Here is a 22,442-nt window from a genome sequence, read left to right as displayed (position 1 = left end):
ATTGGTCGGCGCGGCCTGGCGCGTTTGTCCGGCCGGTCAAGCTTGGGTTGCCCGATGGCGGGCAATCTTGAATAATCGGCCAACTGAGAATTATTAGCAGATACTCATGACTCCTGTTTCCACCGACCTGCCACGCATTCTCGCCATTGAGGACGACCCGGTGCTGGGCGCCTATGTTCACGAGCATCTGGGCCGCAGCGGCTTTGCGGTGACCTGGTGCCAGAACGGTCAGGAAGGGCTGAACATTGCGCGTCACCAGCCGTTCGACGTGGTGCTGATGGACATTCTGCTGCCGGGGCTCGACGGCCTGAAGGTGCTGACGCAATTGCGCCAGAGCCATTCGACGCCGGTGCTGCTGATGTCGGCGCTGGGCGCCGAGGCCGATCGCATCAGCGGTTTTCGCCTGGGCGCCGATGATTACCTGCCCAAGCCGTTCAGCATGGCCGAGCTGCATGTGCGGATCGAGGCGATCCTGCGCCGGGTGGCGCTGGATCGGCGCCCGGCAGCGATTGCCCCGGCTGCGATCCACGGCGAGCTGCGCTTCGACGACGAACAGTGCGAAGTCTTCTATAACGCACAAGCCGCCGGTCTGACTCGCAGCGAATACCGTCTGCTGGAAACCCTCAATCGCAACGACGAAGAAGTGCTGAGCAAGGCCTTCCTTTATCAGCATGTGCTGCAACGCGGCTACGCGGCCCACGACCGCAGCCTCGACATGCACATCAGCCAGATCCGCCGCAAACTCAAGGCCATCGGTTACGCCGAACGGGAAGTGCGCACGGTGTGGGGCAAGGGTTATGTGCTGAGTGCCACCGATGAAAGTCTCTGACCTGCCGGGGCGGCATTCGCTGTTCTGGAAACTGGCGTGTCTGCTGGTAGCGTTCTGTCTGTTGATGATCTGGCTGAGCTGGTCCTGGGGCCGCTACATGGAAGAGCGCAACCAGTATCTCTCCGACGAGGCGCGCGGCACTCTGAGCCGCTATGCCAGCGAAGCCGAGCGGGCGTGGCAGCGTGGTGAGCGCGACGGGGTCGATAACTGGTTGCAGAGCATGGAGCTGCGCGAAGCCGCCTGGGTCGGGGTGATCGACCGCAATCTGCAGTCGTTGAGCAGCGATCCGCTGAATGAACAGGAAATCCAGCACCTGACCTTTTTGCGCGGCCTCGACTGGCCGATCCACAAGAAGGGCCGGCCGTGGCTGCGCGTACCGTTTCCGCAGAATCCGTCCGCCGGCAGTCTGGTAATCGAGTTGCCCGAGCGCTTCCTGCCGGGGAAATACCGGGTGTTCTGGCGGGTGATCACCAACGGGGTGATTCCGGGATTGTTCACCTTGCTGCTGTGTGTCGGTCTGTATCGCTTGCTGGTGGTGCCGCTGAACAATCTACGCAAGCAGGCCAATGCGTGGCGTGCCGACCAATTGAATGTGCGTCTGTCGAGCGGCATTACCCAGCGCCCGGACGAACTCGGTGAACTGGCGCGGGCCTTCGATTCAATGTCCGAACGCCTGCAATCCACCGTCGCCCTGCAACAGCAATTGCTGCGCGACCTGTCCCATGAACTGCGCACGCCGCTGAGCCGGCTGCGGGTGGCCAGTGAAAGCGAACAGGATCTACGGCAACTGCGCGAGCGCATCAGCCGTGAAGTCGACGGCATGCAACGACTGGTCGAAGACACCCTGCAACTGGCGTGGCTCGACACCGAGCGTGCGCCGCTGCCGGACGAGGCGATCCAGATTCAGGCCTTGTGGGAAATGCTCACCGACAATGCCTGTTATGAAAGCGGCTGGCCGAGCCTGCAATTGCAGTGCGCGGTGCCGGCGTCGTGCTGGGTGCGCGGCAACCTCAATACTTTGGCGCAGGCGCTGGAGAACATCCTGCGCAACGCCATTCGGCATTCGCCCGAGGGCGGCATCGTGCGCCTCGATGGACGGCGTGACGGCGATTACTGGCATTTATGGCTGGAGGATCAGGGCGGCGGGGTGGCCGAGGGCGATCTGCAACGGATCTTCTCACCCTTCACCCGCCTCGACGGCTCGCGCCCGGGGGACGGCGGTTTTGGGCTGGGGCTGAGCATTGCGAGGAATGCGGTGCAGCGTCAGGGTGGGATGGTGTGGGCGGAGAATGGTGGGGCGGGGTTGCGCTTGAATTTTCGGCTGATTGCCGATGACGGCGGCGTGACGGCTGACGCCTTCGCGAGCAAGCCCGCTCCCACTTTGGATGTGTGTCGTCCGCAGATTGTATAACCAACACCGCCACCCTCCTGTGGGAGCGGGCTTGCTCGCGAAGGGGCCCTTCGATTCACCGCTGAACTCAGAAGTCGCACCACCGGTGCGACATTCATCTGCTTATTCCCAGAAACCATAAGCACCGCACTTTGCGTGATATGGCCTGTGAACGTTTGCCGGTATGATAGGCGCCCCCGCACGTCTGAATTGCGAATACGCCATGACCCTGCAGTACCCAACCATCGCCGATTGCGTCGGCAACACTCCGCTGGTGCGTTTGCAGCGCCTGCCCGGTGCCACCAGCAACACCCTATTGCTCAAGCTCGAAGGGAACAACCCGGCGGGCTCGGTCAAGGACCGTCCGGCGCTGTCGATGATCACCCGTGCCGAACTGCGCGGGCAGATCCACGCCGGTGACACGCTGATCGAAGCGACCTCGGGCAACACCGGGATTGCGCTGGCCATGGCCGCCGCGATCAAGGGTTACAAGATGATCCTGATCATGCCGGACAACTCCAGTGCCGAACGTAAAGCGGCGATGACCGCTTACGGTGCCGAGCTGATTCTGGTCAGTCAGGAAGAGGGCATGGAAGGCGCTCGCGATCTCGCCCAGCGGATGGAAGCCGAAGGCCGTGGCAAAGTGCTTGATCAGTTCGCCAACGGCGATAATCCGGAGGCGCACTACACCACCACCGGCCCGGAAATCTGGCGTCAGACCCAGGGCTCCATCACCCATTTCGTTAGTTCGATGGGCACCACCGGCACCATCATGGGTGTCTCGCGCTACTTGAAAGAGCAGAGCGACAGCGTGCAGATCATCGGGCTGCAACCGATGGAAGGCTCGGCCATTCCCGGCATCCGTCGCTGGCCGCAGGAATACCTGCCGAAGATCTATCAGGCCGACCGCGTCGACCGTATTGTCGACATGGCGCAAAGCGAAGCCGAGGACGTCACCCGGCGTCTGGCCCGCGAAGAAGGCATCTTCTGTGGCGTGTCCTCGGGTGGTGCGGTGGCAGCCATGCTGCGCCTGTCCAAAGAAGTTGAAAACGCGGTGATCGTCGCGATCATCTGCGACCGTGGCGACCGTTATCTGTCGACCGGCATTTTCGACGCGCCCAACTGATGGCCAAGCACGAGAGAGGCCTGCGCTTCCAGCCCACCGGCGGCAGCAAGGCCGCGCAAATTCCGACCGGCAAAAAACAGCGCTTGAACATCGAGCGCCTGGCCAATGACGGTCGCGGCATCGCGTTTTTCGAAGGCAAAACCTGGTTCGTCCTCGGCGCCCTCGCCGGTGAAGAGGTCGAGGCGCGGGTGCTTGGCGCCCGCGGCAAAGTGGTCGAGGCGCGCACCGAGCGCGTGTTCAAGGCCAGCGAGTTGCGTCGCCCGGCAGCTTGTCAGCACGCCGGCCGCTGCGGCGGGTGCAGCGTGCAGCATTTGCCCCACACCGAACAGCTTGCCCTGAAACAGCGCATGCTCGCCGAGCAGCTGTCGAAGGTCGCCGGGGTCGCGCCTGACGAATGGGCTGCGCCGTTGACTGGCCCGGAATTCGGCTATCGCCGCCGCGCGCGGATCGCCGTGCGCTGGGACATGAAAGCCAAGCAGCTTGAAGTCGGTTTCCGCGCTGCCGGCAGTCAGGACATCGTCGCCATCAACGAATGCCCGGTGCTGGTACAGCCCTTGCAACCGATCATGACCCGCTTGCCGGAGATGCTCCGTCGTTTGAGCAAACCGCAGGCGCTGGGGCATGTCGAGTTGTTCAGTGGTTCATCGCTGGCGGTGTTGTTGCGACACATGGCGCCACTGTCCGAAGCCGACCTGACGATCCTCAAGGATTTCTGCCAGTTCCATCAGGCGCAACTGTGGCTGCATGGTGAGGGCGAGCCGCAACCGGTGGATGCCACGCAGGCGCTGGGCTATCGCCTGGAGCAATGGGATCTCGATCTGGCCTGGCGGCCAGGGGATTTCATTCAGGTCAACGCCGGGGTCAATGAGGCCATGGTCGCGCAGGCGCTGGACTGGCTGAAGCCGACCGGTGACGAGCGCGTACTCGACCTGTTCTGCGGTCTGGGCAACTTCGCCTTGCCGCTGGCCAAAAGCGTGCGTGAAGTGGTGGCGGTGGAGGGCGTGCAGACCATGGTCGACCGTGCCGCTGCGAACGCTGCTAGCAACAATTTGCATAACACAAAGTTTTTTCAAGTCGATTTATCCCAGCCTTTGACCGATGCTCAGTGGATCGGAAACGGCTTTTCTGCGGTACTCTTGGACCCACCGCGTGACGGTGCTTTCGAGGTGGTGCGCAAGCTCGCGACCCTGGGTGCCAAACGGTTGGTGTATGTATCGTGCAACCCTGCAACTCTGGCGCGCGATACGGTCGAATTGATCAGGCAGGGCTACCGGTTAAAACGTGCCGGGATTCTCGATATGTTTCCTCAGACGGCACATGTCGAGGCCATGGCGTTATTTGAAGCGAGCCAGGATGGCTCGTCTGAATCCGTCTGACCTGTCCGGGCGGCGCTCGCTTTAGCCCCGCGAGCGCATACGGGCGTTGAGGGTCAGCGATTTGACGCATTGAATCTGCGTCGTAGGGAAGGTAAAGCAGCATGGTACAGGTGAGAGCACACCAGCCGATCAACACTGACGGCAGTATCAATCTCGAGGCTTGGCTCGATCACGCGGTCAGTGTCGACATGGCACTGGATCGCGAAGCCTTGAAAGAAGCCTGCGAGTTCGCTCGCGAGGCCGAACAGCAGTCCAATGCCAAGAAGAATCTGTGGGCCGAAGGCTCCGGCAGTTTCAGCACGGGACTGGAGATCGCCGAGATCCTCGCCGACCTCAAACTCGATCAGGATTCGCTGGTCGCGGCGGTGCTGTATCGCGGCGTCCGCGAAGGTCAGATCGAACTCGCGGCGGTCAGCCAGCGCTTCGGTCCCGTCGTGGCCAAACTGATCGACGGCGTGCAGCGCATGGCGGCAATCAGTGCCAGCCTCAGCCCGCGCCAGTCGATGGTGATGGGCACTCAGGGCCAGGTGGAAAACCTGCGCAAGATGCTGGTGGCGATGGTCGACGACGTTCGTGTCGCGCTGATCAAACTGGCCGAACGTACCTGCGCCATTCGCGCGGTGAAAACCGCTGACGACGAGAAGCGCAACCGCGTCGCCCGGGAAGTCTTCGACATCTATGCGCCGCTCGCGCACCGGCTCGGCATCGGTCATATCAAGTGGGAGCTGGAGGACTTGTCCTTCCGTTACCTGGAACCCGATCAATACAAACAGATCGCCAAGCTGCTCCATGAGCGGCGGCTGGACCGTGAGCGGTTCATCAGCGATGTGATGACCCAGCTCAAGGACGAATTGCAGGCCACCGGCGTCGACGCCGACATCAGCGGCCGGGCGAAACACATCTATTCGATCTGGCGCAAAATGCAGCGCAAGGGTCTGGAATTCAGCCAGATCTACGACGTGCGTGCGGTGCGCGTGCTGGTGCCGGAAATGCGCGACTGCTACACCGCGCTCGGCATCGTCCACACCCTGTGGCGGCACATCCCGAAGGAATTCGACGACTACATCGCCAACCCGAAAGAGAACGGCTACCGCTCGCTGCACACCGCGGTAATCGGTCCGGAAGGCAAGGTGCTGGAAGTGCAGATCCGTACGCACTCGATGCACGAAGAGGCCGAACTCGGCGTCTGCGCGCACTGGCGCTACAAGGGCACCGACGTCAAATCCGGCTCGAACCACTACGAAGAGAAAATCTCCTGGCTGCGGCAGGTGCTCGAATGGCACGAAGAGCTGGGCGACATCGGTGGTCTGGCCGAACAGCTGCGCGTCGATATCGAACCGGACCGGGTCTACATCTTCACCCCGGACGGTCATGCCATCGACTTGCCGAAGGGCGCGACGCCGCTGGACTTCGCCTATCGCGTGCACACCGAAATCGGGCACAACTGCCGTGGCGCGAAGATCAACGGGCGGATCGTGCCGCTCAACTACAGCCTGCAGACCGGTGAACAGGTCGAGATCATCACCAGCAAGCACGGTACGCCGAGCCGCGACTGGCTGAACCCGAACCTGGGTTACGTCACCACCTCGCGGGCGCGGGCGAAGATCGTTCACTGGTTCAAGTTACAGGCCCGTGACCAGAACGTCGCGGCCGGTAAAACCCTGATCGAGCGCGAACTCAATCGCCTCGGTCTGCCGGCGGTGGACTTCGACAAGCTGGCCGAAAAGGCCAACATGAAAACCGCCGAAGACATGTTCGCCGCCCTCGGTGCCGGCGACTTGCGTCTGGCGCAACTGGTCAACCTGGCGCAGCAACTGGTCGAGCCGGAGCGTGGCAACGAACAGCTGGAGTTGATCCCGCGCAAAGCTACCGGTTACAAGCCGGGCAAGCGCGGCGACATCCAGATCCAGGGCGTCGGCAATCTGATGACGCAGATGGCCGGCTGCTGCCAGCCGCTGCCGGGCGACGCGATTGTCGGCTACATCACCCAGGGTCGCGGCGTGAGCATTCACCGGCAGGACTGCGCCTCGGTGCTGCAACTGGGCGGGCGCGAGCCGGAGCGGATCATCCAGGTCAGCTGGGGCCCGGTGCCGGTGCTCACCTATCCGGTGGACATCGTCATCCGCGCCTACGACCGTTCCGGTCTGCTGCGGGACGTCTCGCAGGTGCTGCTCAACGAGCGGATCAACGTGCTGGCGGTCAACACCCGCTCGAACAAGGAAGACAACACTGCGTTGATGTCGCTGACCATCGAGATTCCCGGGCTGGATGCGCTGGGGCGCTTGCTGGGGCGGATTTCGCAGTTGCCGAACATCATCGAGACGCGGCGTAACCGTACCCCGTGATGTCGTTTTTCTGTGGGAGCGAGCCTGCTCGCGAAGAGGGTGTGTCAGCCGACAAGGTTGTTGCAGACACACCGCTTTCGCGAGCAGGCTCGCTCCCACAATGGTTTTGTGGTGAGACAGAAAAATGATGCACAGCCTTGAAGACCTGCTCCACCTGATGAACCGCCTGCGCGACCCGCAGTACGGTTGCCCGTGGGACATCAAGCAAACCTACGCGACCATCGTCCCGCACACCCTCGAAGAAGCCTACGAAGTGGCCGACGCCATCGAGCGGGGCGACTTCGATCACTTGCAGGGCGAGCTGGGTGATCTGCTGTTTCAGGTGGTTTATTACAGCCAGTTGGCCAAGGAAGAAGGGCGCTTCGAATTCGCCGGGGTGATCGACAGCATCACTCGCAAGCTGATCCGCCGCCATCCGCACGTGTTCCCCACCGGCGATCTGTATGCGCCGCTGGACGTACCACGCTTGAGCGAAGAGCAGGTCAAGCAGCGCTGGGAAGAGATCAAGGCCGAAGAACGCGCCGAGAAATCCGCCGCGCCCGAGCAGCTGTCACTGCTCGATGATGTACCTGCCGCGCTGCCGGCACTGTCGCGTTCAGCCAAGTTGCAAAAGCGTGCCGGGCAGGTCGGTTTCGACTGGCCGGATGCGTTGCCGGTGCTGGACAAGGTGCGCGAAGAGCTCGATGAAGTGCTCGAAGCCATGTCCGAAAACGATCCGCAAGCGGTGGCCGACGAGATCGGCGATCTGCTGTTTTCCGTGGTCAATCTGGCCCGGCACCTGAAGGTCGATCCGGAAACCGCGCTGCGTGGCGCCAACGCCAAGTTTGAAAGACGTTTCCGTTTTATCGAACAGGCATTGCGCGACACCCGTCGTCCCATGGAAGATTGCACCCTCGAAGAGTTGGACGCCCTGTGGGGTGAAGCCAAACGTCAGGAAAAGAATTTGCCCAGCTGCGGCTGAGCCGTTGCCCAAGTGAGTAAGCATTAATGAGCCTTTCCCTTCGCGACCAGCTGCTCAAAGCAGGCCTGGTCAACCAAAAGCAGGCCAAGCAGGTCAGCAAAGACAAGCAGAAGCAACAGCGTCTGGCCCACAAAGGGCAGGCCGAGCTGGATGATTCGCAGCAGCGCGCCGCTCAGGAAGCCATGGCCGAGAAGGTCAAGCGTGACCAGGAACTGAACCGCCAGCAGCAGGAGAAGGCCGAGGCCAAGGCCCGTGCCGCGCAGGTCAAGCAGTTGATCGAAGTCTCGCGTCTGCCGAAGCTGACCACCGAGGACTACTACAACTTCGTCGACGACAAGAAGGTCAAGCGCATCTCGGTCAACACGCTGATGCGCAACAAGCTCAGCAGCGGCTCGCTGGCGATCGTGCACCATGCCGGCGGTTACGAGGTGATCCCGCGTGAAGCGGCCCTGAAGATCCAGGAGCGCGACCCGCAACGTATCGTGCAGCTCAACGTGCAGACCGAAGAGGTCAATGCCGAGGACGATCCGTACGCGGCCTATCAGATCCCGGATGACCTGATGTGGTAAACCGATAAAGCTGTAATAACGACAAACCCCGCTCATGGCGGGGTTTGTCGTTTTCAATGCTGTGGTTGCTTCAGGCGGATTTCAGATCCCGCTGCTGTTCCTGCAGTTCAAGTTCGGCCTTGTAGTTGTGGGCGTCGATCTCGTTGTGGAACATGCCGACCAGCAAGTCTTGTTGATGCACATCCCAGATGCGGATACCGGCGGCTACGCCTTCGTGGGACATGTGTGAATCGTCGCGTTCAGTTACTTTTACAGTCATCTGCTAGCTCCAAATCTCAAGTTATCTGCAGCAAGGCGTGTGCAGGACTCTTTTATATGATTTGTTAGCTTGCTAAGTAAACGCTTGATTTGCGCAAGGTGTTGTTGCGGTTTTTGCAACAGTGCTGCAGCCCGCGTAATCCGCGACATTCGGTCGCAGGGTGCAAGGTTTCATGACAGAAGTTTCATTTTCAGAAGCTCAGCAAGTCCACTTGTGGGAGCGAGCCTGCTCGCGAATTCGGTGGGTCAGGTGATGAGAGGGTGGCTGGAATATCGCATTCGCGAGCAGGCTCGCTCCCACAGGGTTTTACGGTTAACTGCCATTTATTTCAGGCAAAAAAACGCCCCGAACCAGTCGGGGCGTTTTCATGTGTGGCTCTGCAGCGGGGGCTTACTTGCCTTCCCAGCGCTTGAGCACCAGCGTGGCGTTGGTGCCGCCGAAGCCGAAGCTGTTGCTCATCACGGTGTTGATGGTGGCGTTCTCGCGGGTCTTGGTCAGCACCGGCAGATCGGCCACTTCAGGGTCCAGTTCGTCGATGTTGGCCGAACCGGCGATGAAGTTGCCTTCCATCATCAGCATGCAGTAGATCGCTTCGTGAACGCCGGCGGCGCCCAGGGAGTGACCGGACAGGCTCTTGGTCGAGCTGATTGCTGGAGCCTTGTCGCCGAACACTTCACGCACACCTTTCATTTCCGCGACGTCGCCAACCGGAGTCGAGGTGCCGTGGGTGTTCAGGTAGTCGATCGGGGTGTCGACGGTGGACATTGCCATCTGCATGCAGCGGATCGCGCCTTCGCCACTTGGGGCAACCATGTCGTAGCCGTCGGACGTTGCGCCGTAGCCAACGATTTCAGCGTAGATCTTGGCGCCACGGGCCAGAGCGTGTTCCAGCTCTTCAACCACGACCATGCCGCCACCGCCAGCGATGACGAAACCGTCACGGTCGGCGTCGTAGGCGCGGGAGGCTTGTTCCGGGGTGTCGTTGCGCTTGCTGGACAGGGCGCCCATCGCGTCGAACAGGAACGACTGGCTCCAGTGCTCTTCTTCACCGCCACCGGCGAAGACGATGTCCTGCTTGCCCATCTGGATCTGTTCCATGGCGGTACCGATGCAGTGAGCACTGGTGGCGCAGGCAGAAGCGATGGAGTAGTTCAGGCCCTTGATCTTGAACGGCGTGGCCAGGCACGCGGAAACGGTGCTGCTCATGGTCCGCGTTACACGGTATGGGCCAACGCGTTTCACGCCTTTCTCGCGCAGGATGTCCAGCGCTTCCATCTGGTTCAGAGTCGACGCGCCGCCCGAGCCGGCGATCAGGCCGGTACGCGGGTTGGACACTTGCTCTTCGGTCAGGCCGGAGTCAGTGATCGCGTCTTTCATGGCCAGGTAGGCGTAAGCCGCTGCGTGGCCGACGAAACGATAGATCTTGCGATCGATCAGTTCTTCAAGGTTGAGGTCGATGGAGCCGGAAACCTGGCTACGCAGACCCATTTCAGCATATTCCGGGTTGAACCGGATGCCAGGGCGGCTTGCACGCAGGTTAGCGGAGACGGTCTCTTTGTCATTGCCCAGGCACGAAACAATGCCCAGACCAGTGATAACGACGCGGCGCATGCGAATAACCCTTAGAAGTTGTCAGTGGAGGTGAACACGCCGACGCGAAGGCCTTCGGCGGTGTAGATTTCGCGACCGTCGACAGTCACCGAACCGTCGGCGATGGCCAGGTTCAGCTTGCCCTTGAGGACGCGTTTGATATGAATGTTGTAGGTGACTTTCTTGGCGGTCGGCAGGACCTGGCCGAAGAATTTCACTTCGCCCGAACCCAGCGCACGGCCACGGCCCGGCAGGCCTTGCCAGCCCAGGAAGAAGCCGACCAGTTGCCACATGGCGTCCAGACCCAGGCAGCCCGGCATCACCGGATCGCCCTCGAAGTGGCACGCGAAGAACCACAGGTCAGGGTTGATATCCAGCTCGGCGACCAATTCACCTTTGCCGTACTTGCCGCCTTCTTCGCTGATCAGGGTGATGCGATCCACCATCAGCATGTTCGGGGCGGGCAGTTGCGCGTTACCTGGGCCGAACAGCTCACCGCGACTGCAGCGCAGCAGGTCTTCCCGAGTAAAGGCGTTTTGTTTGGTCATGCGAGCTCCTCAATAATCCCATGCGGCAGGTGGGGCAAAACTTCCCGGCCGATCGACGCGTTCATGCCTCGTACCGGCAGCCTACTCATAGACTATTGCGTTGTGGTGAAAGTCACAGCACCAAGGACATGAATGTACACTTGTGCACTGAAATTTTTATTCAAGCCTCTTTTGAGGCTCGTTCGGGTGCCTAAGACTGCCGCACTTTCGCTTTTCACGCCAGTCGCAGATGGTCGAAAAACCGTCACTACTGCACCCAGCGCTGCAGAATCTGTTGTAGGTCATTGCGTTTGAACGGCTTGGCCAGGTAATCGTTCATGCCCGCCGACAGACAGGTTTCGCGGTCGCCCTGCAACGCGTTGGCGGTCAGCGCGATGATCGGCACCTCGCGGCGTCCGGGCAGTTGGCGGATCTGCCGAGTCGCCTCGTAACCGTCGATGATCGGCAGGCGGCAGTCCATCAGAATCACTTCGAAATCATTGCCTTCGGCGCTGCGCACCGCTTGCGCGCCATCGGTGGCGACGCTGACAGTAAAGCCGAGGCTGCGCAGCATGGCTTCGATGACCGTCTGGTTGACCGGGTTGTCCTCCACCAGCAACACATTGCGCCCCTCACCATGCCCGTTGCCATTGGCCGCGCGCGGTGCAGCCAGTTGCGGCAACGTCTGCTTATATAAGGCCAGCGGGATTTCCAGAGTGAACACCGATCCCAGGCCTTCTTCGCTTTGCGCGCGCAACGTCCCGCCCATGCGTTCGGCCAGGGTGCGGGCGATCGGCAAGCCGAGGCCGGTGCCGCCATAGCGCCGGGAAATCGAACTGTCGGCCTGCTGGAACGCATTGAACATCAACTCCAGACTTTCCGAGGAGATACCGATGCCACTGTCGCGCACCGAACAGGTGAACCACAGCAACTCGTGATCCAGCGACTGCCACTGCGCCTCGATGCTGACCCGGCCACGCTCGGTGAACTTCAACGCGTTGCCCACCAGGTTGACCAGAATCTGCCGGATCCGCGTCGGGTCGCCCTGCACCTGCAAGGCGCGCATGTCCTCGGGGATCCGCAGATTCAGGTCCAGGCCACGCTGCACCGCGCTGTGCTGGAACGACTGGGCACACGCGCCGATCAGGTCGGCGAGGTTGAATGGAATGTGCTCAAGCTCCAGTTCCGAGCGTTCGATCCGCGAGAAGTCGAGGATGTCATTGATGACTTTCAGCAGGTGTTCGGTCGACTCGGAAGCCAGCGCCGCGTACTCGATCTGCTCCTCGGTCATGTCGGTGGTTTCCAGCAACTGCAACATGCCCAGCACGCCGTTCATGGGGGTGCGCAGTTCGTGGCTCATCATCGCCAGGAAATCGGATTTGGCATTGTTGGCTTTTTCCGCTTCCTCGCGGGTCTGGATCAGTTGCGCCATCGCCTGATGCTGTTCGCGGCTGGCCTGCTCCAGTGCCTGGGCGAGGTTGTTGATGTGCTGCGACAGCGCGCCCAACTCGGTGTCATCGACGATCGGCAGCGGAGTCTTGTAGTCGCCTTGCTGAATCGCCTTGACCGCGTTGCCGATATCGCGAATCGGCGCTGACAGACTGCCGGCCAGACGCCGCGCCAGAACAAAGGTGAAGAGCAGGGCAAACAACGCCAGGATCCCAGCCTTGAACAGAATTTCCTGTTGGCGCTGACTGAAGGCATCGTTGGACAGACCGACGATTACCCGGCCCAGGTAATCCTCGCTGGTCACGTTGTTGCTGGCTTTGGCGTCGTGGAAAAAATCGCTGTTGAGGGCGATTCGTTGCAGGCGCACCGGGGCCTGGAACACCTCGACCTGATGCGGGCGGTTGTGCGCATCGGCGGCTTGCTCAACGTAGGCCAGAATCCGGTTGGCGCTGTCCTGCACTTCCAGAAAGCGCACGTTCGGTGTGGCCAGGGTCGCTTTGAGCAGGCTTTCCAGCACTTCGTTGTTGCCGGAAATCACTCCGTACTCGGTGGCAGGCGCCAGTTGGTTGGCGATCAGTTGCCCGGTGTGATTGAGCTCCTGACGTAAATCCTGAATTCGCACGAAGGTAAAGAAACTGATCAGCAGCAGCGTGAGTAGCAGGGCCGGGCCGAGGCTGATCAATTGCGTGCGGGTGTTGATGTCCCAGCGGCGACGCAGATTCATGGGTGGCTTTCTCCTTCAGCCAACTGGCGGGCAACAGACGCTTCATCGATTGGCTCGATACCCAGGGAACGAGCGACCTGCACATTACTTGAGACCTTGAAGCGATCGGGGTAGAGCGTGCGCGGCCACGTCGCCGGCGGGCGATCGAGCAACTGGTCAAGGATCGCCAGCCAGTCGGGCTGATCGCTGTAAGTGCTGGCGAGGCTGCCGGCGCGCACGAACGCCGCGTTCGGCCCGACCAGCGCCACTTGCCGGGAGTAACTGCTGAGCAACAGGTTTTTCGCGGTTTTCGGGTTGTACAGATCGGGATCGTCAAGGCCCAGCAACACATCACTGTTTCTCAGCACGCTTTGCAACGGACGACTGTCCTGAGTGTTGTCCCAACGCTGGCTGACGATTTGCAGATTCAGCGGCGCTGCGGCCTGGTGCAGCTCCTTGAGCAGGAATTCGCTGTGTTGGTCGAACAGCACGCCGACCCGGCGCGCCTGCGGCAGAATCCGCCGAATCAGTTGCAGTTGCCGCCCCAGCGGCGGGTCGCTCCACAGCAGACTCAAGTGCGGCGGTTGTGCGCCACCCAGGCGTTGCCGCGCTTGCAGTCGGCTGATGCGCAACACCAGCGTCGCCGGGCCCTGGGGCTCCTGCAGGCGCCAGTCGAGGCTGGGCAGGTCGAGCAGAATCATCCGCAGATTGCTCGGCAACTTGCCCGGCGCCGGCAGGCTGGCCAGCGGCTGGAACCGCACGTTGTCGGTGGGACGCAGCTCGCTCAGGGCCTGGACGAAGGCTTGCACCCCGGGGCTTTCTTCGGCGCCGGTCAACAGAATATCGGCGGCTTGCACCGCCACGCCGTGCAGCCACGCGGTCAAAAACAGACAGACACCCGCCAGCCAGTGGCCAAGGGTTGGCGTCTTGTTTGGCGTGGCGTAGCGCACCCTAGAACTCCAGCTCGGCGCTGAAGTACAGCACCCGGCGTTCGTCGTAATTGTTGTCGACGAAAGTGGTCGGTTCATTGTCGAGCCGCTGCTGCAGCACGCCGGCCAGTTGCAGTTGTGCCTTGCCCAGCGGGATGCGTTTGGCGATGCGCGTGTCGACGCGCTCGAAGCGGTAGCCGTTGAGCGCGTTGTCGCCGTAATAGAACAGCGCGCTGTTCCAGCCGTGGCCCCAATCACGCAGCCAGCCGGCAGAACCGCTGTTGCGCGAGGTGAATTGCTGATCCAGCGGATTGCTCGCTTCGGCGTCGACGAAAGCGTAAGTGAAGCGCAGGCGATCGATCATGCTCAGGCGCCAGTCGAGCTGGGTTTCGCTGCCGCGAAAGCGTGAGCTGTTGGCGTTGCTGGCGATGTACTGGTTGTTGCGCAGCGGCTCGCTGATCATCCCGGTGATTTCGTCGTAGAACAGCTTCACGTCCACAGCCAGCCCCAGCTCGGCGAAATAGCCGTTGTAGCCCAGTTCGCGCGAGCGCATGTGCTCCTGATCGAGATTGCCCGGGCCACGGGTCTTGACGAAGTAGCGCGCCGAAGACTGACCATAGGCGGACGGCCGCAGGTTGCTCACCTGATAGCTCCAGTTGACGTTGTTCTCGAACATGTCCGGCGAGCGGATCGCCTCGGAGTACACCGCGCGCAGGCCATGGCGTGGGTTGATCAGGTAGTTGACGGCGAATCGCGGCGTCAGCGAACTGCCGATCAATTGGGTGTTTTCGAACATGGCGCCACCCTGCAACAGCCAGTGTTCACTGGCGCGCCACTCCAGTTGGCCGAACGCGCGCCAGGTGGTGTCGTCCAGCGTGCCGTTGAAGTAGGTCTCGGAGTCGGCCCGGTCGTAACGATAGTTCAGGCCGCTGACCAGTCGCAGGTTGTCGGACAGACTGAGGGTGTCCTGCAATTCGAGGTCGTAGCGTGATTCGCGGGCGCTTTGATCGATGTCGCCACACAAGGTCTGGCTGGCACCGTTGCGCCATTGATCCAGCACTTGATTGGCCAAGGCCATTTCCTGTGGCGTTCCGGCTTCCGGGCCGGGGCCGGTGAAGCGGGTGATGTTGCGCGCCAGGCGTTCGGTGTAATTCGGGTTGAGCTGCCACAGTTGGGTCAGTTGCGGGCTGAACGATACTTCGGCATCACAGGCGCGCCACACTTGCTGGCGATCCCAGTGCTGGGCCGAACCTTGTATATAAAGGCTGTGTTCGGGATTGATGTCGAGATTCCAGCGCACCGAGCCGGCGTAATCCTTGGCGACCACGTCGGAATTGTTCCCGGCAGCGGTAATCCCCGAGAACACAGGGCGGTAGGTGTAGGGCCGCTGGTTACTGCCGTCCTTCGCGTTGATTTGCCAGTCGAGGCTCTGGTTGTCGCTCAGGGTCTGGCTGACGCCGAGGCTGAAGCGGTTCAAGCGGCGGCTGTCACGGTAATCGGCGCCGGTGCGGTCGCTGTCAAAACCGTCGTCTTCCTGGCCGGACAACGACAGACGCAGGTCGCCGCCATTCCAGCCCGTGCCCTGGCTGGCATAGAAATCGTTGATGCCGCGCTGGCCTCGGGTGACCTTCAGGCGCGTGCCGTGGCTGTCCGCCGGGTTGCGGGTGATGATGTTGACCACCGCCATCAGCGCGTTGGCGCCGTAGCTGACGGTGTTCGGCCCACGGAAAACCTCGATGCGCTCGATGTCTTCCATGGCCACCGGAATGTCACTCCAGTCCACCGTGGCCAGGCCTGCGCGGTACACCGAGCGGCCATCGATCAGCACCTGCATGCGCCGCGCTTCACTGGCATTGGTCCCGTGATAATTGACCGCCGCCTGATTGCCGCTGATGTTGCCGACCATCATCCCCGGCACCAGCCGCAGCAACTCGCTGATGTCCCGCGCGCCGCTGGCGTTGATCAGCTCACTGTCAAGCACGGTCATGCTCCCCGGCACTTCCGCCGGTGTCTGTTTCAGGCGCGTAGCCGTCAGCACCTGCGGCAGCGTTTCGCTGTCGACAAACAGGTCGTCCGCCTGCAACACCGGGCTGAACAGCAGCGCCAGCAGCAGTGACGAACGCGAGGGGGGAGAGCCAAAAGACACGGCACGGCCTTGATCGCAAAGAATTGGCGCGCATGTTAACCGAGGACAGTGACTTTTCCAGTCACGATGCGGGCATTTTCCTCGGCTTTATTGGTCTTCTTCCTACAAGTGTCGGTAATTGACGCAGGGGCTGGCCGCGCTCCGGCCGCCCCGTATAATGCCGGCATCGCCACTGGTATGGATTAACGGATTGCATATGACTGAACAGCGCCCGATTGCGGTCCTGGGAGGCGGAAGTTTTGGTACCGCCGTGGCCAATCTATTGGCCGAGAACGGCCATCAAGTCCGGCAGTGGATGCGTGACCCCGAGCAGGCCGAGGCCATCCGGGTCAACCGCGAGAATCCGCGTTACCTCAAAGGCATCAAGATTCTGCCGGGAGTGACTGCGGTCACTGACCTGCAGGCCACCCTCGATGCCTGCGAGCTGTGCTTCGTCGCGCTGCCCTCGAGCGCATTGCGCACGGTGCTGGCCGCCCACGCCGAGCGCCTGAGCGGCAAAATGCTGGTCAGCCTGACCAAGGGCATCGAAGCCCACACCTTCAAACTGATGAGCCAGATCCTCGAAGAGATCGCCCCGCAGGCGCGTATTGGCGTGCTGTCCGGGCCGAACCTGGCGCGGGAGATCGCTGAACACGCGCTGACCGCCACCGTGGTCGCCAGCGAAGACGAAGAACTCTGCAAAGCGGTACAGGCTGCGTTGCATGGTCGCACCTTCCGCGTTTACGCCAGTGCTGACCGTTTCGGCGTCGAGCTGGGTGGGGCGTTGAAAAACGTTTACGCGATCATCGCCGGCATGGCGGTGGCGCTGGAGATGGGCGAGAACACCAAGAGCATGCTGATCACTCGCGCCCTGGCCGAGATGACCCGGTTCGCGGTGAACCAGGGTGCCAACCCGATGACCTTCCTCGGTCTGGCCGGGGTCGGTGATTTGATCGTCACCTGCTCGTCGCCGAAGAGCCGCAACTATCAGGTCGGGTTTGCCCTCGGTCAGGGCTTGAGCCTTGATGAAGCGGTGTCGCGTCTGGGCGAAGTCGCCGAAGGCGTGAACACCCTGAAGGTGCTCAAGGCCAAGTCCCAGGAGGTTGGCGTGTACATGCCGCTGGTCGCCGGGCTGCATGCGATTCTGTTTGAAGGACGCACGCTGGAGCAGGTGATCGGTCTACTGATGCGTGCCGAACCGAAAACCGACGTCGACTTTATTTCCACCAGCGGTTTCAACTGATTCAACAGGAAGCGAGCCATGAACGATCCGAAAACCGAAGCCAAGTACGAATCCATTCTCCTGCGGGTGCTGTGGATGATCGTCTACGTGCTGGTCTGGCAAGTGGCGCAGTTCATCCTCGGCGCCGTGGTGCTGGTGCAACTGATCTATCGTTTGATTTACGGCGCGCCGAGCGCCAGCCTGATGAATTTCGGCGACAGCCTGAGCCAGTTCCTCGCGCAGATCGGCCGCTTCGGCAGCTTTCACAGCGACCAGAAACCCTGGCCGTTTGCCGACTGGCCAACCCCGCGTGCCCCGGAAGGCGAAGCACCGCACGCCGTGCCGCCAGCGCCGCATCCGGCCCGCGATGAGGAACCCAAGCTATGAAACTCTGGGTGTTGCGTCACGGCGAGGCGGTGCCTTACGGCTCGTGCCCTGACTCCGAGCGGGCGTTGACCGAACACGGTCGCAAAGAAGCGTTGAGCAGCGCCGCGCAATTGATCGGCCAGCCACTGACGGCGATCTACGCCAGCCCTTATCTGCGTGCGCAACAGACCGCACAGATTGTCCGCGAGGCGCTGGGGTTCGAGCCGGAGATCCGCACGGTCGATTGGCTGAAGCCAGAGAGCGATCCGGACAAGGTCACCGATCAACTGGTGTCGGTGAGCAATGTGCTGCTGGTCAGCCATAACCCGTTGGTGGGCAACCTGCTGAGCTATCTGCAGCACGGCGCCGGGCATCCGCCGGAGAAGGTCGGCACTGCCGGTCTGGCTGAGCTGGAAAGCCCTGAACTGCTGATCGGCTCGATGACCCTCAACAGCCTCAAGCACCCCTGACACTGATTCCTTGTGGGAGCGGGCCCTCATTTTCAGTTGAAATTATTTGTTTGAATTTTCCAACCAAGCACTTGCTTGGTTGACTACGCTTGCTCCAGACCCAAAAAACAGGAGCGAGTCGCATGTCTGCCGCCTTCCGTTTGCCGCTGGACGTGTTCTACGAGCGTGAGGCCCGGCACCCGCGCCAGCGTTTTCTGGTGCAGCCCATCGGCGGCGGGCAGGTCGAGACCCTGACCTGGGCCGACGTCGGTCATCAAGCGCGTTGTGCCGCGCACTGGCTGCGCGCCCGGGAATTACCGCAGGGCAGCCATATCGCGCTGATCTCGAAAAACTGCGCGCACTGGATCATTGCCGATCTGGCGATCTGGATGGCCGGACACGTATCGGTGCCGTTGTATCCCAACCTCACGGCAGACTCGGTGAATCAGGTCCTGACACATTCGGAAAGCGTGCTGGCGTTCATCGGCAAGCTCGATGACTGGCCGGGTATGTCGGTCGGTGTGCCGGCGGATTTGCCAACCATCAGTCTGCCGCTGCATCCGCCCGGCGAGTTTGATTTCAGTTGGGATGACCTGCTAAGGAACTCGCCGATCCAGGACGATCCGCGCCCGGCGGCCGAACAACTGGCGACCATCATCTACACCTCCGGCACCACCGGGTTGCCCAAAGGCGTGATGCACAGCTTTGCCAATCTGGGGTTCGCCACGACTCGCGGCACGCAACTGTTCGGGCTTAACGAGCAAGACCGGCTGCTGTCGTACCTGCCGCTGTGCCATGTCGCCGAACGGATGTTCGTCGAGCTTGCGTCGATCTACACCGGGCAAACGGTGTTCTTTGCCGAAAGTCTCGACACCTTCATCACCGATCTGCAGCGGGCGCGGCCGACCGCGATGTTCGGCGTGCCGCGGATCTGGACCAAATTCCAGATGGGCGTGTACGGCAAGATCCCGGCCAAGCGCCTGGATTTCCTCCTTGGCCTGCCATTCATTGGCAAGCGAGTCGGGCACAAGGTGTTGGCCGGGTTGGGCCTTGATGCCTTGCGCGTGGCGCTGTCCGGTGCGGCACCGGTGCCGCAGACCTTGCTCAGTTGGTATCAGAAGCTCGGCCTCGATGTGTTGGAGGTCTATGGCATGACCGAGAGTTGTGGTTACTCGCACATCTGTCTGCCGGGCCAATACAAACAGGGCTGGATCGGCAAGCCGTGCCCGGAGGTCGAGGTGCGGATCGACGAGTCCGGCGAGGTGCAGGTGCGCAGTCAGGCGAACATGCTCGGCTATTTCAAGGAGCCGCAGAAAACCGCCGAGACCCTCACCGAGGACGGCTTCCTGCGTACCGGCGACAAGGGTGAGCAGGATGCCGAGGGACGCTTGCGCCTGACCGGCCGGCTCAAGGAAATCTTCAAGACCAGCAAAGGCAAATACGTCGCCCCGGCGCCGATTGAAAACCGGCTGGCAGTGCACTCACGGATCGAACAGGTCTGTGTGGTCGGCGATGGCCTGAGTGCGCCGCTGGGCTTGTGCGTACTGTCGACGGTCAATCAGGAGGAGGGGCGGGCCAGCCTGCATTCGAGCCTGGAAAAACTGCTCGAAGAGGTCAACGCCGTGCTCGACAAGCACGAGCGCCTGCGGCGGCTGGTGGTGGTCAAGGACAGCTGGGCGGTGGAAAACGGTTTTCTCACGCCGACCTTGAAGATCAAGCGCAACGTCATTGAAGACACCTACGGCGCGCGGTTTGAAGAATGGAGCGCGCGCAGCGAGGCGGTGCTGTGGCAGGATTGAGTGACCACCAAAACAACAAAGGAAGCCTGCGATGACCTTGTGGCGCACCACTCCGAACATCGAGCAGTTGAACGCAATCCAGAAAAACACCATCGGCGAAGTGCTGGATATCCGTTTCGAGTCCTTCGACGAGGAATCGCTGACGGCGAGCATGGTCATCGACCACCGCACCCACCAGCCTTACGGTCTGCTGCACGGCGGCGCCTCGGTGGTGCTGGCGGAAACCGTCGGTTCGATGGCCAGTTATCTGTGCATCGATGCCAGCAAGTTCTACTGCGTGGGGCTGGAGATCAATGCCAACCACTTGCGCGGTTTGCGCAGCGGGCGGGTGACCGCGGTGGCCAAACCGATTCACATCGGCCGCACCACGCATGTCTGGGACATCCGCCTGACCAGTGACGAGGGCAAGGCCAGTTGTGTGTCGCGGTTGACCATGGCGGTGGTGCCACTGGGCGAGCAGCCGCCCTCACCCTAACCCTCTCCCGGAGGGAGAGGGGACTGATCGGGCTGGATGTTCGAGTTGCGCCGACCTGAGCTATCGAGCCGAGTTCAGGTTTTGAAATTCATGCAGATCAGCTCCCTGTCCCCCTCGCCCCCTTGGGGGAGAGGGTTGGGGTGAGGGGGAAGCGATCTCCCTGAAACACCATCATGCTGTCCGGACTGTCATCATTCCTGGCAGTTACGGTCATTGCTCAGGGCCGCGCTCTTGCGGACAATCAGCGGCATGTTTCCGCTCATGGATAAACCTGCATGTCGCAACCGATCTTTTTCGCCCACGCCAACGGGTTTCCCTCGGGCACCTATGGCAAGTTGTTCGCGGCGCTGGCGCCCGAGTATCGGGTCGCGCATCTGGACGTGCATGCCCATGACCCACGGTTTCCGGCGGACGATAACTGGTACAACCTGGTCGACGAACTGATCCACCATCTGCAGCAACAGGATCAGCCAGTGTGGGGCGTCGGCCATTCGTTTGGCGGTGTGTTGCACCTGCACGCGGCGTTGCGTTGCCCTGAGCTGTATCGCGGCGTGGTCATGCTCGACTCGCCGGTGCTGACCCGCACAGACCAGTGGGTGATCCGCGCGGCCAAGCGCTTCGGCTTCATCGACAAACTGACCCCGGCTGGACGTACGTTGGGGCGGCGCGAAGAGTTCGCCGATCTCGACACGGCGCGCAGCTATTTTGCCGGCAAGACCCTGTTTCGCGGTTTCGATCCGGAATGCTTCGATGCCTACCTGCAGCACGGGCTGCATACGGTTGGCGACAAGTTGCGTCTGCGCTTTGATCCGGCCACCGAAATCAGCATCTATCGCGGCGTGCCGCACACCAGTCCCGGTCGCACTCGTCAGCTGAAAGTGCCGCTGGCGGTGGTGCGTGGCCACAAGAGCCGCGTGGTCATGCGTCATCACAGCCGATTCGTCGGGCGCCTGCCGCAGGGTGAAGCACTGAGCATGCCGGGCGGGCACATGTTTCCGCTGGAACGTCCGCAAGACACGGCGCGCCTGCTCAAAGAGCTGTTTACGCGCTGGGAGCGCCGCCAACAGAAGGACTGCGCATGAGCCCGACCTTCGAAGAAGTGCGCTTGAGCCTGCCGCATATCGAACTGGCCGCGCATTTGTTCGGCCCGGAGGACGGTCTGCCGGTGATTGCCCTGCATGGCTGGCTCGACAACGCCAACAGCTTTGCGCGCCTGGCGCCCAAGCTCAAAGGCCTGCGCATCATCGCGCTGGACATGGCCGGGCATGGGCATTCCGGGCATCGGCCCAACGGCGCCGGTTATGCGTTGTGGGACTATGCGCACGACGTGTTGCAGGTCGCCGAGCAATTGGGCTGGAAGCGCTTCGGCCTGCTCGGGCATTCGATGGGCGCGATCGTTTCGCTGGTGCTGGCCGGTTCGTTGCCGGAGCGCATCAGCCACCTGGCGTTGATCGACGGGGTGATTCCTCCTACGGACAAAGGCGAAAATGCTGCCGAGCGCATGGGCATGGCCCTGCAGGCGCAACTGGATTTGCGCGAGAAGCGCAAGCCGGTCTACAACACCCTCGACCGCGCTATCGAAGCACGGATGAAGGGCTTGGTGGCGGTCAGTCGCGAAGCTGCCGAACTGCTGGCGCAACGCGGTCTGATGCCGGTGCCCGGCGGTTATACCTGGCGCACCGACAATCGCCTGACCCTGCCGTCACCGCTGCGCCTGACTCAAGAGCAGGCGATGGCTTTCGTCCAGCGCATCACCTGCCCGGCGCAACTGGTGGTGGCCGCCGACGGCATGCTGGCCAAACATCCGGAGTTGCTCGAGCGTCTACCCTTTAGCCAGGAACAGCTGGCGGGCGGGCATCATTTGCACCTGAACGATGAGTCCGGTGCCGACCTTGTCGCAGACTGTTTCAATCGCTTCTTCGCCATTCCTTGACTTGCACCGGGCAACTGTCG

20 protein-coding genes are annotated in these 22,442 nt (G+C 61.7%); 14 read left to right on the top strand and 6 right to left on the bottom strand.

The window, feature by feature from the left end; translation table 11 throughout:
- The first annotated feature begins 106 nt into the window (after window positions 1-106).
- The 7 genes from ACOYXG_RS19560 (at window position 107) to ACOYXG_RS19530 (ending at window position 8,596) form a co-directional block, all read left to right on the top strand.
- Window positions 107-829: a response regulator transcription factor gene (locus ACOYXG_RS19560; protein WP_460353480.1), complete on the top strand. Its 723-nt coding sequence runs from the start codon at window positions 107-109 to the stop codon at window positions 827-829.
- The gene (locus ACOYXG_RS19555) at window positions 816-2,240 is read left to right on the top strand and encodes a histidine kinase sensor domain-containing protein (RefSeq protein ID WP_460353477.1); all 1,425 of its coding nucleotides are present in this window, start codon (window positions 816-818) and stop codon (window positions 2,238-2,240) included. Before ACOYXG_RS19560 ends, ACOYXG_RS19555 begins: the two co-directional genes overlap by 14 nt.
- A 202-nt stretch (window positions 2,241-2,442) precedes the next feature.
- On the top strand, window positions 2,443-3,345 hold the full coding sequence (cysM, locus tag ACOYXG_RS19550; protein WP_045122014.1) for a cysteine synthase CysM: 903 nt from the start codon (window positions 2,443-2,445) through the stop codon (window positions 3,343-3,345).
- The gene (rlmD, locus tag ACOYXG_RS19545; RefSeq protein ID WP_460353474.1) at window positions 3,345-4,721 is read left to right on the top strand and encodes a 23S rRNA (uracil(1939)-C(5))-methyltransferase RlmD; all 1,377 of its coding nucleotides are present in this window, start codon (window positions 3,345-3,347) and stop codon (window positions 4,719-4,721) included. The genes cysM and rlmD overlap by 1 nt, the downstream gene beginning before the upstream one ends.
- A 101-nt stretch (window positions 4,722-4,822) precedes the next feature.
- Entirely contained in the window at window positions 4,823-7,066 is a 2,244-nt protein-coding gene (relA, locus tag ACOYXG_RS19540) for a GTP diphosphokinase (protein WP_103368743.1), read from the top strand.
- A gap of 127 nt (window positions 7,067-7,193) precedes the next feature.
- Window positions 7,194-8,027, top strand: a complete 834-nt coding sequence (gene mazG, locus ACOYXG_RS19535) for a nucleoside triphosphate pyrophosphohydrolase (protein WP_096796789.1) — start codon at window positions 7,194-7,196, stop codon at window positions 8,025-8,027.
- Between the two features lie 26 nt (window positions 8,028-8,053).
- A complete protein-coding gene (locus ACOYXG_RS19530) occupies window positions 8,054-8,596 on the top strand; it encodes a DUF2058 domain-containing protein (RefSeq protein WP_007968960.1) in 543 nt (180 codons plus the stop codon).
- A gap of 70 nt (window positions 8,597-8,666) precedes the next feature.
- Here ACOYXG_RS19530 and ACOYXG_RS19525 read toward each other — a convergent pair whose 3' ends face one another.
- The 6 genes from ACOYXG_RS19525 to ACOYXG_RS19500 all read right to left on the bottom strand — a co-directional run bounded on the left by ACOYXG_RS19525 (window position 8,667) and on the right by ACOYXG_RS19500 (window position 16,199).
- Window positions 8,667-8,855 carry a hypothetical protein gene (locus tag ACOYXG_RS19525; RefSeq protein ID WP_095137166.1) on the bottom strand — a complete coding sequence of 63 codons (189 nt, stop codon included), beginning with the start codon at window positions 8,853-8,855 and terminating at the stop codon, window positions 8,667-8,669.
- A gap of 390 nt (window positions 8,856-9,245) precedes the next feature.
- Complete coding sequence (fabB, locus tag ACOYXG_RS19520; RefSeq protein WP_007968959.1) at window positions 9,246-10,466, bottom strand: beta-ketoacyl-ACP synthase I; 1,221 nt, start codon at window positions 10,464-10,466, stop codon at window positions 9,246-9,248.
- A gap of 11 nt (window positions 10,467-10,477) precedes the next feature.
- Window positions 10,478-10,993, bottom strand: a complete 516-nt coding sequence (fabA, locus tag ACOYXG_RS19515) for a 3-hydroxyacyl-[acyl-carrier-protein] dehydratase FabA (protein ID WP_003227150.1) — start codon at window positions 10,991-10,993, stop codon at window positions 10,478-10,480.
- Between the two features lie 247 nt (window positions 10,994-11,240).
- Complete coding sequence (locus ACOYXG_RS19510; protein WP_103368741.1) at window positions 11,241-13,145, bottom strand: response regulator; 1,905 nt, start codon at window positions 13,143-13,145, stop codon at window positions 11,241-11,243.
- Entirely contained in the window at window positions 13,142-14,074 is a 933-nt protein-coding gene (locus ACOYXG_RS19505; protein ID WP_103368740.1) for an ABC transporter substrate-binding protein, read from the bottom strand. The genes ACOYXG_RS19510 and ACOYXG_RS19505 overlap by 4 nt, the downstream gene beginning before the upstream one ends.
- A 1-nt stretch (window position 14,075) precedes the next feature.
- Complete coding sequence (locus tag ACOYXG_RS19500) at window positions 14,076-16,199, bottom strand: TonB-dependent receptor plug domain-containing protein (RefSeq protein ID WP_103368739.1); 2,124 nt, start codon at window positions 16,197-16,199, stop codon at window positions 14,076-14,078.
- Between the two features lie 196 nt (window positions 16,200-16,395).
- On the opposite strand from ACOYXG_RS19500, the gene ACOYXG_RS19495 reads away from it, so the two are divergent.
- From ACOYXG_RS19495 to ACOYXG_RS19465, 7 genes are all read left to right on the top strand, one after another.
- The gene (locus tag ACOYXG_RS19495; RefSeq protein WP_027612311.1) at window positions 16,396-17,421 is read left to right on the top strand and encodes an NAD(P)H-dependent glycerol-3-phosphate dehydrogenase; all 1,026 of its coding nucleotides are present in this window, start codon (window positions 16,396-16,398) and stop codon (window positions 17,419-17,421) included.
- An 18-nt stretch (window positions 17,422-17,439) separates the two neighbouring features.
- Window positions 17,440-17,787: a DUF4389 domain-containing protein gene (locus ACOYXG_RS19490; protein ID WP_007968953.1), complete on the top strand. Its 348-nt coding sequence runs from the start codon at window positions 17,440-17,442 to the stop codon at window positions 17,785-17,787.
- A complete protein-coding gene (gene sixA, locus ACOYXG_RS19485; protein ID WP_027612312.1) occupies window positions 17,784-18,236 on the top strand; it encodes a phosphohistidine phosphatase SixA in 453 nt (150 codons plus the stop codon). Before ACOYXG_RS19490 ends, sixA begins: the two co-directional genes overlap by 4 nt.
- Before the next feature lie 122 nt (window positions 18,237-18,358).
- Window positions 18,359-20,014, top strand: a complete 1,656-nt coding sequence (locus tag ACOYXG_RS19480; RefSeq protein WP_460353465.1) for an AMP-binding protein — start codon at window positions 18,359-18,361, stop codon at window positions 20,012-20,014.
- 31 nt (window positions 20,015-20,045) lie between these two features.
- Complete coding sequence (locus ACOYXG_RS19475) at window positions 20,046-20,489, top strand: hotdog fold thioesterase (RefSeq protein WP_098965067.1); 444 nt, start codon at window positions 20,046-20,048, stop codon at window positions 20,487-20,489.
- A gap of 275 nt (window positions 20,490-20,764) precedes the next feature.
- The gene (locus tag ACOYXG_RS19470) at window positions 20,765-21,571 is read left to right on the top strand and encodes an alpha/beta fold hydrolase (RefSeq protein WP_096796783.1); all 807 of its coding nucleotides are present in this window, start codon (window positions 20,765-20,767) and stop codon (window positions 21,569-21,571) included.
- Window positions 21,568-22,422: an alpha/beta hydrolase gene (locus tag ACOYXG_RS19465; RefSeq protein ID WP_027612316.1), complete on the top strand. Its 855-nt coding sequence runs from the start codon at window positions 21,568-21,570 to the stop codon at window positions 22,420-22,422. The genes ACOYXG_RS19470 and ACOYXG_RS19465 overlap by 4 nt, the downstream gene beginning before the upstream one ends.
- The last annotated feature ends 20 nt before the right edge of the window (window positions 22,423-22,442 follow it).

The organism is Pseudomonas sp. G3-39, from assembly GCF_054790485.1.
This window is presented reverse-complemented; position numbering and strand designations above follow the sequence as displayed.